This window comes from Caldivirga sp. UBA161, from assembly GCF_002506515.1.
Lineage (GTDB): Archaea > Thermoproteota > Thermoprotei > Thermoproteales > Thermocladiaceae > Caldivirga.
The window spans coordinates 1-14146 of the sequence record NZ_DAXS01000005.1; the positions used below are offsets into that span (position 1 = coordinate 1).

Here is a 14146-nt window from a genome sequence, read left to right on the forward strand (position 1 = left end):
CGCAGGCCTACGCCAACGGGACCTGAACCCGCCCCCTTTGACCATGCTCGGGCACCCCCGCCTTCGCCTTATTCCTGCCTCATTGCTTTTAAGCTTTTTCTTAATTAACCATTATGGTATCTGCCTAAGTGCATTATCTAAGTCATTTACTATATCCTCAACATCCTCTAATCCCACTGATAGCCTAAGTAGGCTTTCATCAATGCCCAGTTTAGCCTTATACTCCTCCGGTATTGGTTGGGCTGCACTGGTTATTGGGTACATTATTAGTGATTCTGGCCCACCGAAGCTTGGGGCTGGTTTAATTATCCTTAGTGAATTGAGGAATGCACGCACATCCTCCTTACCTCCCTTCACCTTGAATGATACTATTCCACCGTATAGCCCATTAAACATTTTTGAGGCTAACTCATGGTATGGGCTTGACTTTAAACCAGGGTAATACACTTCCTTAATCTTAGGGTGGCTGCTTAAGTAATCGGCTATCTCTATTGCATTCTCACAATGCTTCCTAACCCTTAGGCTCATTGTCTTAACCCCCCTTAACACTAGGTAGGCGTCAAGGGGCTGTATTATTGTACCCAGCCTCCTCCTCCATTGCCACATCTCCTCAATGGTATTAGCATTACTGGCTATTATGGCTCCAGCTAGGATATCATTATGCCCTGAAATATACTTAGTGGCACTGTGAATTACTATACTGGCTCCATGTTCAATTGGCCTGTAAAGCACTGGCGTAGCCATGGTGTTATCAACAATTAGCAGTGAATCATTATCCCTAGACACCTTAATCAAGTAATCCACATCAATAACCCTTAACATTGGGTTAGTTAAAGTCTCAACCACTATGATTGAATTTGGGTTGGATTTAATGGCCTCAACTAAATCCTCAGTCTCAGGCATGGTGATTATTGTTCTCACACCGAATTTATCCAGGTTTAAGGCTAGGCTTAATGTGGTTCCGTATATTTCAGCGGGGAGTATTAGCCTTGAACCTGCCTTAAGGATGCTTATTAAGGCTGTGGAGATGGCTGCCATACCATTATTAGTGGCTAACGCATCAGCACCATTCTCAAGCTTAGCTAATATGCGTTCAAGGTACCTGACTGTTGGGTTCTCCTCCCTAGAATATTTTAAGTCAAACCCCCTATCAGATGGGTTAGCCTCAATGATCTGCCTGAATGGTGTTGATAAGTATATTGGTGGTATCACTGATCCATACTCATCAACGTGGTCATACCCGTGAATTGAATCAGTTGCCTTACCCATTACTTAACCCTTAAGGAACCTTTATAAAAATACTTCACTCAAGGGCTCGGCCATTAGGGTCCTCAAACCTTCCCAGTGCCCCCTAGTTCGTATTTGGCTTGAAGCTGCCTTATTGGCCTACTCCTATTCATGAACCATAATGCTAATTTACTTAGCATTTCATTAACCTTATCAGGCATTTCACCGGCTAAATTAACCCTCTCCCTTGGGTCCTTGGTTAGGTTATATAACTCATGCTTACCATCTGGCCTATATATTAGGCTCCACTCATTATCCCTAATACACCTATCAGCAGCCTCATGGTAGCCCATTATTGCGTATGCCCTATGCCTATTAGTTGAACCATTAAGCACATTAATGAAGCTCCTACCGGCTAGCGGGTAGGTGTATGTTTCAGGTAGGTTTAGTAGGTTGAGTATTGTTGGTAATACGTCTGGGAATTGAATTATTGCATCAGCCACAAGGTGCCTACCGTTAGGTAGCCTAACCATGAATGGGACCTTAAGTAACTCACTATAGAGCCTATCACCACCCTTAAGGAACTTCCCATGATCCGCTAACGGGTGGCCGTGGTCTGCTAGGAGTATTATTATTGACTGCTCAAGTAGGCCGAGGTCCCTTAACGCATTATAGAATTCACCAAAGTAGTAATCAACGTAGGCAACCTCACCAGCGTAGAGGCCCCTAATGTAGTTAATTTGCTCACTAGTATACCATTTACTGGCCTCACCACCCATTGGTAGTATTAGCTTAGGCCCCTTATAATTGGGGTCAGTGTACTTATCGAACCTCGGCGGCGGCATCCATGGTTCATGTGGGTCGAAGCTGTCGACCCAAAGCATGAACCTAGAGTACTTCCTATAGGCGTTCTTAACCCAATTAACCGCAGCCTTAAAGACCCTAGCCGCAAACCAATCCTCCTCACCCCTCCAATCATCAATATTGGCTAGGAATTGCGCCACAAGGTCAGCGTAGCTCCTTGAGCCGGCGTAATTACTGTAGTAATCCTTAGTTACATAATCCTCAACACGCCTATTAACTGGTGGTGGAATGCCGTAAGCATCATACTCCTGACCCCTAATGAAGAACCATGTGTCGAAGCCCTTAGTGTAATTCATACTGGGCTTAAATAAGTGGTATGTGTCAGCCACTAGGCCAGTGAAGTATCCTAAACCCCTTAGGAGTTCAGGCATTGTGTATGAGTCCGGGTGCATTGGCGACCATGGGTGGTATGGTAGTGTGAATTGGCCAGTCAACAACTCCTCCCTAACAGGCACTGTTGGTAGGCCAGATGGGTAGGCGTTAGTGAATACAATACTCTCAGAGGCAAGCTTATCTAAGTTAGGTGTATCAGGTGGTGGGACATTATCAAAGACACTACGCCAACCGTAAAGCCCCCTATAGAAGCCGACGTGATCCTGCCTAAGGCTATCTAAAACAACCACAATAACATTCAAATCAGGCTTACCCATTAGTGAGTGAGGATATAAGGATATATAAGCCTAGTTCCTAACCTATTATAGGGAAATCAATATTAGGAATAATACCAGTGAAACGCCCACTGATATTGAGTATTGTATTAGTGTTGGCCTTATGAAGTTGGCTGGTAGTTGAATCTTACTTAATCTACTTACGATTAATACTGTTGTTAATAATGTTCCATCAACCATTGGGAACACTGTCAGTATCATTAGGTAGAACATTTGGACAATTGATTGAAGTGGGTGAATTAGGCCTAATTCACCCACATTAATCATATTATATGACATCCAACCAATGCCGGCGTAGGGTATGTAGGCTATGATTAATGCTATTAACCCATCAATGAACCTGATTAGGAATGGTAATGATGCAGCAGCCTCAGCCTCATTACTAAGCATCGTTAAGTAGCTGCTGGGCAGCACCAGTGAGTAGCCAAGCATATATGAACCCACTAATGCAAGTAGTATTGATAGTAGGAGGTAGAGCCTAAGGGATCCATACCACCTAAGTATAATTAACCTCTGCTGCGACATATAAAGGGCCCTCAACGAGCCTCCACTAGCTCAACCTTCCTAAGCCTGCCAATGGTCCTATGCGTCACGTAGCCGCATTGCCTGCAGGTTAACTTAAGGGTCACTTTCTTAGTAACCTTATAGAAGGTCTTCTGCTTAGGCTTCCTTGATGAACCATAGCCAAGCAGCTTCCTCTCATACCTCCTCTGACCCTCTGAGAGAGTCCTCCTCTTACCGGCAGTGTACTGGGTAACCGTGTGTTCAGTGTATGTCCTGCATCTTGGACAGTAGGTCCTAATTACCCTAGGTATCTTCATGCTAGTAGGTGGATTAGCAGGCCATTTTAAACTTTTCCGGGGCCTAATGATTCAAGGATCCTCCTCCTAGCCTCCTCACTAACGTTTAATTGCCCCAGGGCTACCTTAAGCATAAGCCTATACCTCCACATCCTATCGTCTGGTGAATACCTGGGTGGATGGGGAGTTGTTAATTGCCCCCCGCAGTAGGGGCACTTATCCTTCCTTAGGGTGTATTTACCGCACTTGGTGCACTTCATCATCACTGACTTAACCATCCTCAACCCCCCTTCACTGGCTCCTTGAAACTGAGGCTTCTCCACCATTAGCCTTAGCCTCATTAACCAGTAGGCTACTCAGCCTCTCAAAGGCCTCCTCAACATGCCTTGGATTACTTCCAGTGACTTCAATCCTATACCTAGGTGGGCCTATGACGTATATTTTAGCCTCAACGCCAAGCTTCTTAGCCTCATCAATAGCATTATCAAGTATCTTCCTAATGTACTCAACGCCATTGGGCCTTAGGTTTATCATCCTCAACATACCCACTATGGTTACCTTAGGCTTCTCAATCCTCTCATTAGCCACCCTTACAACCTCATCAATTAACTCCTTCCTAATACCCAGCTTAATTAATGGGTCAATGTTACCCTTGGCCGCGTCCTCGAAGGCTGAATATAAGTCACCATAGTACTCCATTATGCTCCACCCAGCCTCCTCCATTAGCTTACTCAAGCTTACACCCATCTTCTGGGCTATTATCTCCATTAGCTTAATTGCCTTCAAGTTCCTCTTCCATATGTTGAACTTCCTTTCCCTCTCCTCATCCCTAACCCTCCTTAACGAGAGGTCTATTAGTCCCCTCCTTGGGTCAACCCTTATGACCTTGAAGACCGCCTTAGACCCGACCTTCAAATAATCCCTAATATTCCTAAACCAAGATTGAAGAACCTCATTAATGGGTACGTAAGCCTCAATTCCCCCATACTCGTCAAGGGTTATGTAGGCTCCATGCTCCTCAATACTCTTAACAGTACCTACAACCAACTCCCCAACCTCAGGGTACTGCCTCCTATAGAATCTAACCATTGGCGTTTGCGTAGTCTTCCTACCGGCACCACTCATAGGCGACTTAATAATCACCTATTTAAAAAACTAAGGGTAATGAACCATGTAGATTAAGTCAGCTTGAATAGTTGGCGTACCGTAAATTAAGTTAAACCCCCTCCTCAACCTGGGGGGTAGTAGGTGAATGAAGACTTCCTTAAGCCTAGGTGAGCCACTGAGTATTAATGATGCGTTAGCGAAAAATGATGCACGCTCTAATTCACTGATCTTACTTATGAACCTTGAATCATCAATATGAGGCACTATTATTAACCTACGCCTCAATAATTCACTAAGGCTATTAAGTTCACTCAATGGCACTATAAGCCTCACATTATTCTTAACCAGGAATGAAACTAATTCAAGGTAAGTATGGAATTCCCCAGCCAAACCCTTGGGAAGCATCACTGCCTTAACGCACCCACCTCCATTAATTAAATTACTCATGTATTGAGGCATTAATATAATTAAGTACTCCTGCCCATTGCCGCACTTAACGTTAATAGGCGATTCAGGAATTAAGTTAATTGCAGCCATGGAATAATCATTAATAAACTAGTGTAATAAAGATTTCCAACATAATACGGGGGCGGGTTAACCGGGCGGGGCAATCCCCAATAATACTACTGGCCTAATAAGCCTTTCTCCATGATCATTGAGGCGTTTAAATATGCACCTTTGGCTTGATTTCAATAATTTCATAGTGTAAATCACTACCTCCCTCAACCTACACTTTATGTTGATTTACCTGCTTCTGCGCCTACTTACCCGTGCCTTGAGCTTAAGCCACCATTTCGCTAAAATATCCCTGTAATCCATTAATACTATTGGGGCTAACATAACTATTAACGCCACAGCCATTTTAATGTACAAGTGCTCCTTCAGTAAAGTTGGCACCATAGGAACCCCAATTCACAGGTAGTAAATTAATTTTATTGAGAATCAGGATGGGCTTAAATTACCGATAAGGCGCCCACTAAGGCCACTGTACCAACGATCACTATGAAGACTCCCACTATTATTATCACTACATCGACGGCTACATTCCAGTACCTCCCCTGGTGGAGTTCAAGGAGTAGTGTCCTTAAGCCATTCATTGCATGGTAAGTGGCGGCGTAGAGGAGTATGAATATTGCAGCCATGTATCCCGTGTTCATTAATTGCTCATAGACGCCGTGAGGGCCAGCCCACTCTATTGACGCTTCGTAGCTAGGCCACCTGAAGGCTAAGTGTATTCCAACAACCACGACTAGTATTAGTCCAGTTATGTAGTGCCACTTCATTAGGGTTGACTTAGCCACCATACCCATCACCCTATGAAGGCTACATATGATGCCAACACTATGAAAATCACTACAACAATTATAACTAAGTACTTGTAAGCCATTTGAGACCTCTTCTTAGGTGATGGCACCATTGGGTACGTGCGCCTTTCAGGTTTAGGTAACCCCCATCCGAAGTACTGCATTAGTATTAGCCTAACGCCATTGGCTCCATGAACAGCCACTAATAGCGCTACGAGGTACTCTATTATTGTACCAACATGTACATTACCTATTATTTGAGGCCCCTCAATTAACCCTATTATCTTCTCCCAGGTTAATGGCGTTGGATGGCCAAAGTTTAATGCCGTTGATATGATTAATGTATGCCCTATCAAGTAGAGTGCAAGTAAGGCACCGCTAACCTTCTGGAATATTAGTAACCATTCGTCAAGCCCCTTAAACCACAGGGACCATTTAGGTGGATTCCTCTTAGTGGATAATTTCTCAGTCACCTAGGTCACCTAGCTGGTGGTTTACCGGTTAATAATGATTTCTTCAGCAGGTTTATTGCAAGCGCTGGGTCAACACCCTTAGGGCAAACCTTACTGCACGTACCACTGTAGTGGCATGACCACACACCATTATCTGAGTCAATGACCTTAAGCCTAAGCACGTAACCCTCATCCCTATTATCAGCGCTCCACCTGTAGGCAGCCGCTAAGGCCTGTGGTCCGAGGTAATTCTTGTTTAGGAATACCATGGGGCATGCTGCATAGCAGGCACCACACTTTATGCAGTATGAGAATTCCAGGTAATTTAATAGCTGCTCTTCAGTTTGGGGATAGTAGGTGTCTAGCTTCTCGAATTGCTCCTTCTCATCCTTCCTAATTAACCATGGATCCACAGACTTATGCTTCTCAAAGAAGTCATCCATATCTGTAACGAGGTCTTTAATGGGCTTAAGGTTACTTAATGGTTCAACTGTTATTACATCGGTACCCAATTCAAAGGGTTTCGTCTCGCAGGCTAACCGTGGGGTACCGTTAATTACCATTGCGCAGGAGCCACATGTGCCCATCCTGCAGCTGTACCTTACCGCCAGTGTTGCATCTTGTGTTGCCTTAATTTTAAGTAAGGCATCAAGGACAGTCTGCCTATTAGTAACCTCAACCTTATATTCACTCCACTTATAACCATTGGTCTTAGGATCATAACGCTTAACCCTAAATGTGAATACCCTCCTCTTAATCTCAATCTTAATATCTGCCTTAGCTGAGGACATATAATTGATCAGAGATAGGTTAGTGGCTGATTTTTAAAGCTTATCATCTGCCGAATATTTTACTACACTACTATATGGTGGAAGACATTAACATACATAATTTCTTTCATACATTAAATTATAGATATTAAAATATGCTAAATGAAATATGAATTAAGGGTCAATATTCATGAGTTTAAGCGTAACAGTTAAGTGCGGTAATAAATAGCACATGCGTTTAATCACTTTACGACGCAATTAATCATTTAATGAGTGAGGAAGATTAATTAACCATATTTGCCAATGGGGGAAACTATGTCTGAGAATGTAGTATACCTCCTAAATGGGCTGGGATCATGCATGCTGCCGTGTGGAGGCATAATAAGGCTGAACCAAATGAGTGTAGATGAGGCTAAGAGTATGGTGCAGGGTAAGAAAATAGTTAGTTACGTTGAAAGGCAGGACACTGCTCAGGCATTATCAACACTACTTGGCGTTAACGTACCAATTAACAGCGGGCAATTGGTGGCTAATGACATTAGCATGGGCATACTACTGCACATTAATGGGCAGGTTAACCAGAGTCAGTTGAGTAATTCCGATGAATTACTGAAGCTTATTGATAAGGGGGTTATTAAGCTATATAGGGTTCTTATAGATCCATATCCATGTTAACGCATTCAACTACACGGCATGATTTTTAAACCAAGTAATCTTTCCTTCAAACTTAAGTTCCATTAAGCTATTGAGAATAAAAGCCTTATGATCTCCCCATTTAATTAAGCGTAAGTTTCACCTCCTTGAGTTTAGTAGTATTGGCTTAACATAATTACTGTAATAATTACACTGTATAATTTGCAAGCCATTCAACGTGAGGTGAATCAATCTTAACATAATCAACCCCATACTTACCCTCATGGAAGCCCCATACGTGTAGGCCATAGGCCCTAGACCAAGCATCATTAATCCTTGGTTCATTAAGCACCATGCTCAATAACCTAGCCGCCTCGCCGAGAAGGTAAGTAGACCACCTACCCTCCTTAACCGCATCCTGATACTCAGGTAAGTTATACTTCCCTGCAAGCGCCTTAATGCACTCCTCCATAACATTATACAACTCCTCACTAGCCTGCACTGAATCACCTTTATCAATGTACTCCTTAGCCTCATTAAGATACTTCATAATTAATTCGAGCCTAGCCTTAGCAAGTTCACTTGGATCCAATTGCATAATACTCATTAACGTATACATTATGAAATCTTCAATATCCAACCCCCTCTCCTGAATCTTCTCATAAATAATCTTCGGTAATTCAATTGAAGCAGCTTCCTTCTCCACAGTTAATAAGGCTGTGGGCTAATTAATAAGCTCATTACTAAAGCTAGTACTAACTTAAGGGTACTCCATTACTGGTAACGTTACTTCACTATCCTCAGCATAATATGCTCTTAAGTTAATCATCCTTACCTCATGAGATTAAGCTTTAAGTATAACGTAGGCTTACTGAAATTGATTATGGATATTAAGGCTGTTAAGCAGGCTATTAGGGTGAGGGTCTGGAAAATGCTTGAGGAGAGTAATGTTGCAGCATTCCCAAGGCCAGCCTACGGCAGGATACCTAACTTCATTGGCTCCCAGGAGGCATGTAGATTAGCTTCAACATTGCCAGAGTTTAAGGTGGCTAAGGTCATTAAGATTAACCCTGATTCACCTCAACGTTACTGCAGGGAACTTGCATTGAGGTATGGTAAATTAGTTATTGTACCAACTCCAAGGATTAGGGAGGGATTCCTCCTACTTGACCCAAGTAGGATACCAAGGCAGTACTATGCTGATGCATCAACTATAGGTGGTTCATTCAAGTGGGGTACACCTATTAAGCCATGGGATGCGCCACAAATAGACTTAGTGATAATAGGTTCAGTGGCCGTTAATCCTAGTAATGGTAGGAGGCTTGGTAAATCCCATGGCTATGCTGAAATTGAGTGGGGGATAGTTAGCGCATTAGGTAAGGTGAATGAGGGCACACCGGTGGTGACTACTGTTCATGAACTTCAATTAGTTAATGATGAGATACCCAGGGAGCCCTTCGACCTGCCTGTGGACATTATAGTAACACCCAATAGGATTATTAAGGTTAGTAGGATTGATGGGAAGCCAAGGGGCATATACTGGGATTACGTTACGGGTGAATTAATAAAGGAAATACCGCTCCTAGCTGAGTTAAGAAAGATGAATAATGCTTAATCTCGCAATGGGATTAAGATTATGAATGCCATGTTACTGAGGATAGTATCCTCCTACCACCCTCAATTATTGTAGTGATGTCCTGCTTCACCATATCAAGGTCTAAGTAACGGCTCAGTACGCCTTCCCTATCTAACCCATTGTATTGGAATTCATGTACATCTAGGGCTAATTCCGTTAATAGCATAACATCATTACCGTACTTACACCTCAGTAATGTGGCCACCTTCTTCATGCGTGTGGTGGGCATGACTGCTATTATGTAGTCAACGGCCTCAACCCTAATCCTCTCCCTAAGCTTAACGAAGCCGCTAAACTCATTAATCAACTCATTACGGGAAATAGCCGCTAGAGCTGCTAAGGTAGCTTTCCAACCTTGAAACGCCTTACCGGCTGCGTTTCTATAAAGGCCATTTTCTAGGAACTTTTCAGCTAATTCAAACTCATAAAACGCCTCCTTTACCCTAATCTCCACGTATTTGCTTAAATCCCTCCATGGGTGTACAATGGGTTCCATTCACGCATCATAATCATTAGGCACCCGCAAATATATGCTTTCACCCATGAATCACTTCCTGTAAGGTTTATTTAATTTCATTTAAATTAAATACTATGGATTATTTATTTAAGCCCATTGGTTACGTGGAGGTTGGCTTCCCAAAGCCTAATGAACCTGGTAGGGATAGGTATGGGGCTAGGTATGATTTTACTGGTGTTGTGCATGTTTACAATGAGTATGCTGATGGATTACTTGGCCTTAATGAGTATTCTCACGTGATTCTAGTGTATGTATTTCACGAGCAGAGGGAGGTTAGGCTGAGGGTTAGGTTAAAGGGTACGGATAAGGAGGTGGGTGTATTTGCAACTAGGTATCCGTTTAGGCCTAATCCAATTGGAATATCTGTACTGGAGCTTGTTAAAGTTGAGCCACCAAGGCTATGGTTAAGGGGCCTTGATGCTTGGACAGGGACTCCTGTAATTGATATTAAGCCCTACGACTACTATGATGCCGTTAAGAGGCCTAGGGTCCCTAAGGAATTTGAGGATGAATGGGTGAAGAGTTGCATTGAAAAGAAATATTGCGAGAAGGCTCCATGGATGGGCCCATGCCGCTGATGCCTTAGGGTTTATTAACCTAAATGCTGTACCTTCTTTAATGGGTCATGTATGGGTTAACGCTAGAATTGGTAATGTGGACTTAAGTAAGGTTGTTGAGGTTAAGGCCTTAATTGATACTGGGGCTACCTTGACTGTTATACCTAGGTCGCTGGCTAATGAACTTGGCTTAAGTATTACTGGCAAGTCAAGGGTTGAGACTGGGGCTGGGATTGTTGAGGTTGATAGGTCTAGGGCTTGGATTGAAGTTGAAGGTAGGAGTGAGTTAGTGCCTGTGCTTATATCGGATATAATTGATAAGGTTCTAATTGGCGTAACGACACTTGAGGTCCTTGAACTTGAGGTTGATCCAACCACCGGTAGGTTAAGGGAACGAACACTATTGCTTTATTAAGGTTGTGCGGAAAGATTTATTAAATCATTAGCGATTAGTATTAAATGATGAATAAGGAACATAGTGCATTACGTAGCATATTAATCATAATTGGCGTTATTATATTGGGAGTAGGCGCGTACCTGCTTTATGGTGCATTAATTATGGTTAATTACATGGCTTATTACCACTGCATGGGCATGATGTGTGGAATGATGGCGTACTACCCATTACTCCTACCCATAGCGTTATTAATCATAGGTGCAATCACGGTGATGGCGCCAATAATATTAATCAATGTTAATAATCCCCAAGGATTAAACCATGCAGCATTGCAGGGAGCCACCATGGAGGCTAGTAGCTCCAGTGGCTACTATGATAAAGTCCTGAGGCTACTGCCTAAGGCTGAACGTGAGGTTCTTGAATACGTGATTAAGTCGGGTGGTGAAGTTTTTCAGTATCAAATAATGAGGGAAATGGGCTTATCTAAGGTTCAGTCCTGGAGAATTGTACGTAGGCTTGAGGAGAAGGGCTTGGTTGAGGTTGTTAAGGTTAAGGGTAGGAATATAGTGAAGTTGAAGGATTTTAATAAAGGCTAACTAAAGATTACTCCACCTTAACTATGGCATGAACTGTGTTCATGGCTCTGGGAATTACTACTACCTGAGTTACGCATTAGGCTTCTAATGATCCAAACCACTACAAGCACTATGAATACTAGGAACAGTACAGCGATTAATGCACCAATTATCCAACCGAACCACCTAAAGCCAAACCATGGGCCAGGGCCCCAACCCCACCACCCCCACATGCATGGGCAAGGCATTACCACCACCCCATCATGCCACCCATCCAGCCAGACCCATAATATGGGCCTGGATATTGAACAACTGGATGCGTTGGTGAGGCGCTATTACCAGTTACTATTATTTCACCATACATTCCATCCTCAGCATGGCCAGGGTAAGTGCATAGGTACCAGTATGTGCCTGGTTCTGTAATTGTGAGCGTGTACTCATAGCCATAGGCATGGTTAGCCTTGTAATTGGCTGGTGGTAACCACCTCATGAGCAGCATCATTTGAGGCCCCATACCGCCATACATGCCTACGTAGGGCATCACATTGTATGGGTATGGGGGTGATACCACTGTAACCACAAAATTATGGTACATATCATCATCAAGGTTAACGAAAGTGACATGAATTGTGGCTCCAGCCGGTATGACTAATGTTGGGTTTATGAGGCCGTAAATAATGAAGACGTCGCCATGTGCGTATGGTGGTGATGTAGCATTAAACATTTTCTCAGCATCATCACCCATCATGGCTAAGACCAGTAAATTAATATCCCTACTGGTAAACACTATAGTATTGTTGCTTGAGTAAACATGGACGTAACCGGGTATCTCCATGACTTCCTTAATGGTTTGGTTTATTGGGTATGTGCCATAGTAATAATCACCAGTAAGTGAGCTAACAAGATAATTGCCACTGTAGTAATAGGGATAATAGTAGTAATGCATAATTACATAGGCTACACCTAAACTAACCACTAAGCCAAGGCTGATTACGGCTCCAACCAGTACCCAAATCCAAGTCTTACTCATATTTGGTCAACAGAACGCATTCAGTTTCCTGAGTAAAAACTCTCCGTGTAACCAATCATGTAACCATAATGTACCACGGTTACACACATGATTAAGAATAATGAACTTAAAGAAACAACCCAGTGCCGGAGCCTGGATTTGAAACTGGGACATTAAATGCATGGCTGAATATACATCATGCTAATTTAACTAATAGGTTTGCTCTTGATTTTACGGCTATAGGATGAGGGATTAATGGGAAGGCTACTGAATCATATATGAACTAATAAATGGGAAATTAACCGATTATACGCATTATCTAGAGTAGGTTGAGGGAGTGACTAATGAAGAAATAGGGGATAACAGCATTGATTCAGAGGATTTAACCATTAAAGTATCGCTTCTGATAATTATTGAAATGTAGGTGAAGAACGCTAGTATGAGTAATAAAACTTAGCCTTACAATCCAACTATTAAATTCACTTCCCTTTATGAGGGGTGCTGCTATATGGTGTATTTAAGGTCTCTTAATTGACATGAGGATGTGTGGGTTTTTAAGTTGGGAACCAGTCCACTAAACCCCCACAATACCCTTTAATCATAGGAAGCAAGGTGAAGTGGGAAACCCCAAGCCTTAAAGGGTAGCTCACCTGTCTCTTATCAGTATGATGTCTGTAACATTGACATAACTACCTACACCTAGCCTCGTTGTAGTAATTTGTATTGTATAAATGTTATCATTTACTTTACTCACAGAAACCGTGAGGTTGTATGATGCAAGGAATCCTATGAACCCAAGGCTTACTTTATATGCTTTACCTCCGTAACTTACCAAGTAATCTGAGGCTACTACACCTGTATTAGTTATCGTCCTATTCCTTGGTGGTAGGTACTTAACGAGTATGCCACTAACCTGGATTCTTTTAGGCCCGAATGATTTTTCGGAGTCATAGATTATCACAATCACGTACCTGTAGGTGGTATTGCCTATGGATAATGTAGTCTCATTCGCAATAGTGGTATTCAAATATAAGCATTCTAGAGAAGTTGGGGGTAATTTGGATTCATTGAAATGTAGGATCATTAATCGTAGTAATGTTACTAGCCGTAGTTACATTTATGCTATACGGTGGCTTACTATTGAAGATGTAAAGTATAGTAATAGGGGCAGCGAGTATAATGATGAAAATAAGAAGAAGCCTATTGAAGGTCAATGCAATCACCAAACCTTCTCGCAATTAGAATAATGTTTGCCTCCTACCTTGTAGCCTATGCATATTTTTCCTGCTAATTAACCTTATCTGCATATTCCTCCATATTTCTTCCGGTACATCATAGTAGATTCCCCAGCTTGAGAAATTCACTCTCATCAACTGTATAAGCCTCCAATATACCACCTACTGGCATTGCTGCATTAGTATCATCCTCTAGGGTAAAAATGCTATAGATAGTACACGCTAACCTAAACCACTAGCATGATTTAATGAACATTACGCTTATAAACATTGTGCAGGATTATATGATTTACAATTATATGCACTATGATTACTGCATCAATGCTGCCTTCATCAATGTATTACTTGAAGGGAATAAGGTGCGCTACTTTCCTCCTCCTAGCTGGCGGCTCCCC

General features: G+C 42.4%; 23 protein-coding genes. 6 read left to right on the plus strand and 17 right to left on the minus strand.

Going from position 1 to position 14146, the window contains the following annotated elements; genetic code table 11:
• Positions 1-111 precede the first annotated feature (111 nt).
• The 11 genes from BP896_RS00460 to BP896_RS00510 form a co-directional block, all read right to left on the minus strand.
• Positions 112-1269 carry a cystathionine gamma-synthase family protein gene (locus BP896_RS00460; protein WP_291764558.1) on the minus strand — a complete coding sequence of 386 codons (1158 nt, stop codon included), beginning with the start codon at positions 1267-1269 and terminating at the stop codon, positions 112-114.
• 62 nt (positions 1270-1331) lie between these two features.
• On the minus strand, positions 1332-2741 hold the full coding sequence (locus BP896_RS00465) for a sulfatase (RefSeq protein ID WP_291764559.1): 1410 nt from the start codon (positions 2739-2741) through the stop codon (positions 1332-1334).
• Between the two features lie 45 nt (positions 2742-2786).
• Positions 2787-3284, minus strand: a complete 498-nt coding sequence (locus tag BP896_RS00470) for a hypothetical protein (protein ID WP_291764560.1) — start codon at positions 3282-3284, stop codon at positions 2787-2789.
• Between the two features lie 11 nt (positions 3285-3295).
• A complete protein-coding gene (locus tag BP896_RS00475) occupies positions 3296-3580 on the minus strand; it encodes a 50S ribosomal protein L44e (RefSeq protein ID WP_291764561.1) in 285 nt (94 codons plus the stop codon).
• A 26-nt stretch (positions 3581-3606) separates the two neighbouring features.
• Positions 3607-3900, minus strand: a complete 294-nt coding sequence (locus BP896_RS00480) for an RNA-protein complex protein Nop10 (protein ID WP_291764564.1) — start codon at positions 3898-3900, stop codon at positions 3607-3609.
• Positions 3851-4684 (minus strand): translation initiation factor IF-2 subunit alpha, encoded by an 834-nt coding sequence (locus BP896_RS00485; protein ID WP_291764566.1) that lies wholly within the window; start codon positions 4682-4684, stop codon positions 3851-3853. Before BP896_RS00485 ends, BP896_RS00480 begins: the two co-directional genes overlap by 50 nt.
• A 30-nt stretch (positions 4685-4714) precedes the next feature.
• Positions 4715-5203, minus strand: coding sequence for a hypothetical protein (locus BP896_RS00490; RefSeq protein ID WP_291764568.1), 489 nt, complete (start codon positions 5201-5203; stop codon positions 4715-4717).
• Positions 5204-5410: 207 nt separating this feature from the next.
• Complete coding sequence (locus BP896_RS00495) at positions 5411-5566, minus strand: hypothetical protein (RefSeq protein WP_291764570.1); 156 nt, start codon at positions 5564-5566, stop codon at positions 5411-5413.
• Positions 5567-5619: 53 nt separating this feature from the next.
• Positions 5620-5970: a hypothetical protein gene (locus tag BP896_RS00500; protein ID WP_291764572.1), complete on the minus strand. Its 351-nt coding sequence runs from the start codon at positions 5968-5970 to the stop codon at positions 5620-5622.
• Positions 5971-5975: 5 nt separating this feature from the next.
• Complete coding sequence (locus tag BP896_RS00505; protein WP_291764574.1) at positions 5976-6443, minus strand: succinate dehydrogenase; 468 nt, start codon at positions 6441-6443, stop codon at positions 5976-5978.
• Positions 6444-6448: 5 nt separating this feature from the next.
• Positions 6449-7213 carry a succinate dehydrogenase iron-sulfur subunit gene (locus tag BP896_RS00510; RefSeq protein WP_291764576.1) on the minus strand — a complete coding sequence of 255 codons (765 nt, stop codon included), beginning with the start codon at positions 7211-7213 and terminating at the stop codon, positions 6449-6451.
• A gap of 294 nt (positions 7214-7507) precedes the next feature.
• Between BP896_RS00510 and BP896_RS00515 the strand changes: the two genes are divergently transcribed.
• Positions 7508-7867 (plus strand): STIV orfB116 family protein, encoded by a 360-nt coding sequence (locus tag BP896_RS00515; RefSeq protein ID WP_291764578.1) that lies wholly within the window; start codon positions 7508-7510, stop codon positions 7865-7867.
• Between the two features lie 166 nt (positions 7868-8033).
• Here BP896_RS00515 and BP896_RS00520 read toward each other — a convergent pair whose 3' ends face one another.
• Positions 8034-8531: a PaREP1 family protein gene (locus tag BP896_RS00520; RefSeq protein ID WP_291764580.1), complete on the minus strand. Its 498-nt coding sequence runs from the start codon at positions 8529-8531 to the stop codon at positions 8034-8036.
• Between the two features lie 177 nt (positions 8532-8708).
• Here BP896_RS00520 and BP896_RS00525 point away from each other — a divergent pair, with 177 nt between their 5' ends.
• Positions 8709-9440, plus strand: coding sequence for a 5-formyltetrahydrofolate cyclo-ligase (locus tag BP896_RS00525; protein WP_291764582.1), 732 nt, complete (start codon positions 8709-8711; stop codon positions 9438-9440).
• A 19-nt stretch (positions 9441-9459) separates the two neighbouring features.
• On the opposite strand, the gene BP896_RS00530 is transcribed toward BP896_RS00525, so the two are convergent.
• A complete protein-coding gene (locus BP896_RS00530; protein ID WP_291764584.1) occupies positions 9460-9957 on the minus strand; it encodes a PaREP1 family protein in 498 nt (165 codons plus the stop codon).
• Positions 9958-10052: 95 nt separating this feature from the next.
• Between BP896_RS00530 and tsaA the strand changes: the two genes are divergently transcribed.
• From tsaA to BP896_RS00545, 3 genes are read left to right on the plus strand one after another with little or no spacing between them, the layout of a single operon-like run.
• Entirely contained in the window at positions 10053-10556 is a 504-nt protein-coding gene (gene tsaA, locus BP896_RS00535; protein WP_291764586.1) for a tRNA (N6-threonylcarbamoyladenosine(37)-N6)-methyltransferase TrmO, read from the plus strand.
• Between the two features lie 40 nt (positions 10557-10596).
• Positions 10597-10950: an aspartyl protease family protein gene (locus tag BP896_RS00540; RefSeq protein WP_291764589.1), complete on the plus strand. Its 354-nt coding sequence runs from the start codon at positions 10597-10599 to the stop codon at positions 10948-10950.
• Positions 10951-10994: 44 nt separating this feature from the next.
• Positions 10995-11528: a helix-turn-helix transcriptional regulator gene (locus BP896_RS00545; RefSeq protein ID WP_291764591.1), complete on the plus strand. Its 534-nt coding sequence runs from the start codon at positions 10995-10997 to the stop codon at positions 11526-11528.
• 17 nt (positions 11529-11545) lie between these two features.
• On the opposite strand, the gene BP896_RS00550 is transcribed toward BP896_RS00545, so the two are convergent.
• The 3 genes from BP896_RS00550 to BP896_RS00560 form a co-directional block, all read right to left on the minus strand.
• The gene (locus BP896_RS00550) at positions 11546-11755 is read right to left on the minus strand and encodes a hypothetical protein (RefSeq protein ID WP_291764593.1); all 210 of its coding nucleotides are present in this window, start codon (positions 11753-11755) and stop codon (positions 11546-11548) included.
• Positions 11755-12537, minus strand: a complete 783-nt coding sequence (locus BP896_RS00555) for a sulfocyanin-like copper-binding protein (protein WP_291764595.1) — start codon at positions 12535-12537, stop codon at positions 11755-11757. Before BP896_RS00555 ends, BP896_RS00550 begins: the two co-directional genes overlap by 1 nt.
• 625 nt (positions 12538-13162) lie before the next feature.
• Entirely contained in the window at positions 13163-13477 is a 315-nt protein-coding gene (locus BP896_RS00560; RefSeq protein WP_291764597.1) for a hypothetical protein, read from the minus strand.
• Between the two features lie 28 nt (positions 13478-13505).
• Here BP896_RS00560 and BP896_RS00565 point away from each other — a divergent pair, with 28 nt between their 5' ends.
• Positions 13506-13763, plus strand: a complete 258-nt coding sequence (locus BP896_RS00565) for a hypothetical protein (RefSeq protein WP_291764599.1) — start codon at positions 13506-13508, stop codon at positions 13761-13763.
• On the opposite strand, the gene BP896_RS00570 is transcribed toward BP896_RS00565, so the two are convergent.
• Positions 13755-13880 carry a hypothetical protein gene (locus tag BP896_RS00570; RefSeq protein WP_291764601.1) on the minus strand — a complete coding sequence of 42 codons (126 nt, stop codon included), beginning with the start codon at positions 13878-13880 and terminating at the stop codon, positions 13755-13757. The two genes, BP896_RS00565 and BP896_RS00570, sit on opposite strands and share 9 nt — an antisense overlap.
• Positions 13881-14146: the final 266 nt, after the last annotated feature.

Excerpts from the sequence above, each read along its gene's own strand:
- BP896_RS00460 (WP_291764558.1), bottom strand. The coding sequence starts at position 1,269 with ATGGGTAAGGCAACTGATTCAATTCACGGGTATGACCACGTTGATGAG.
- BP896_RS00465 (WP_291764559.1), bottom strand. The coding sequence starts at position 2,741 with ATGGGTAAGCCTGATTTGAATGTTATTGTGGTTGTTTTAGATAGCCTT.
- BP896_RS00470 (WP_291764560.1), bottom strand. The coding sequence starts at position 3,284 with ATGTCGCAGCAGAGGTTAATTATACTTAGGTGGTATGGATCCCTTAGG.
- BP896_RS00475 (WP_291764561.1), bottom strand. The coding sequence starts at position 3,580 with ATGAAGATACCTAGGGTAATTAGGACCTACTGTCCAAGATGCAGGACA.
- BP896_RS00480 (WP_291764564.1), bottom strand. The coding sequence starts at position 3,900 with ATGAGGCTAAGGCTAATGGTGGAGAAGCCTCAGTTTCAAGGAGCCAGT.
- BP896_RS00485 (WP_291764566.1), bottom strand. The coding sequence starts at position 4,684 with ATGAGTGGTGCCGGTAGGAAGACTACGCAAACGCCAATGGTTAGATTC.
- BP896_RS00490 (WP_291764568.1), bottom strand. The coding sequence starts at position 5,203 with ATGGCTGCAATTAACTTAATTCCTGAATCGCCTATTAACGTTAAGTGC.
- BP896_RS00495 (WP_291764570.1), bottom strand. The coding sequence starts at position 5,566 with ATGGTGCCAACTTTACTGAAGGAGCACTTGTACATTAAAATGGCTGTG.
- BP896_RS00500 (WP_291764572.1), bottom strand. The coding sequence starts at position 5,970 with ATGGTGGCTAAGTCAACCCTAATGAAGTGGCACTACATAACTGGACTA.
- BP896_RS00510 (WP_291764576.1), bottom strand. The coding sequence starts at position 7,213 with ATGTCCTCAGCTAAGGCAGATATTAAGATTGAGATTAAGAGGAGGGTA.
- BP896_RS00515 (WP_291764578.1), top strand. The coding sequence starts at position 7,508 with ATGTCTGAGAATGTAGTATACCTCCTAAATGGGCTGGGATCATGCATG.
- BP896_RS00525 (WP_291764582.1), top strand. The coding sequence starts at position 8,709 with ATGGATATTAAGGCTGTTAAGCAGGCTATTAGGGTGAGGGTCTGGAAA.
- BP896_RS00530 (WP_291764584.1), bottom strand. The coding sequence starts at position 9,957 with ATGGAACCCATTGTACACCCATGGAGGGATTTAAGCAAATACGTGGAG.
- tsaA (WP_291764586.1), top strand. The coding sequence starts at position 10,053 with ATGGATTATTTATTTAAGCCCATTGGTTACGTGGAGGTTGGCTTCCCA.
- BP896_RS00540 (WP_291764589.1), top strand. The coding sequence starts at position 10,597 with ATGGGTCATGTATGGGTTAACGCTAGAATTGGTAATGTGGACTTAAGT.
- BP896_RS00545 (WP_291764591.1), top strand. The coding sequence starts at position 10,995 with ATGATGAATAAGGAACATAGTGCATTACGTAGCATATTAATCATAATT.
- BP896_RS00550 (WP_291764593.1), bottom strand. The coding sequence starts at position 11,755 with ATGCCTTGCCCATGCATGTGGGGGTGGTGGGGTTGGGGCCCTGGCCCA.
- BP896_RS00555 (WP_291764595.1), bottom strand. The coding sequence starts at position 12,537 with ATGAGTAAGACTTGGATTTGGGTACTGGTTGGAGCCGTAATCAGCCTT.
- BP896_RS00565 (WP_291764599.1), top strand. The coding sequence starts at position 13,506 with ATGGATAATGTAGTCTCATTCGCAATAGTGGTATTCAAATATAAGCAT.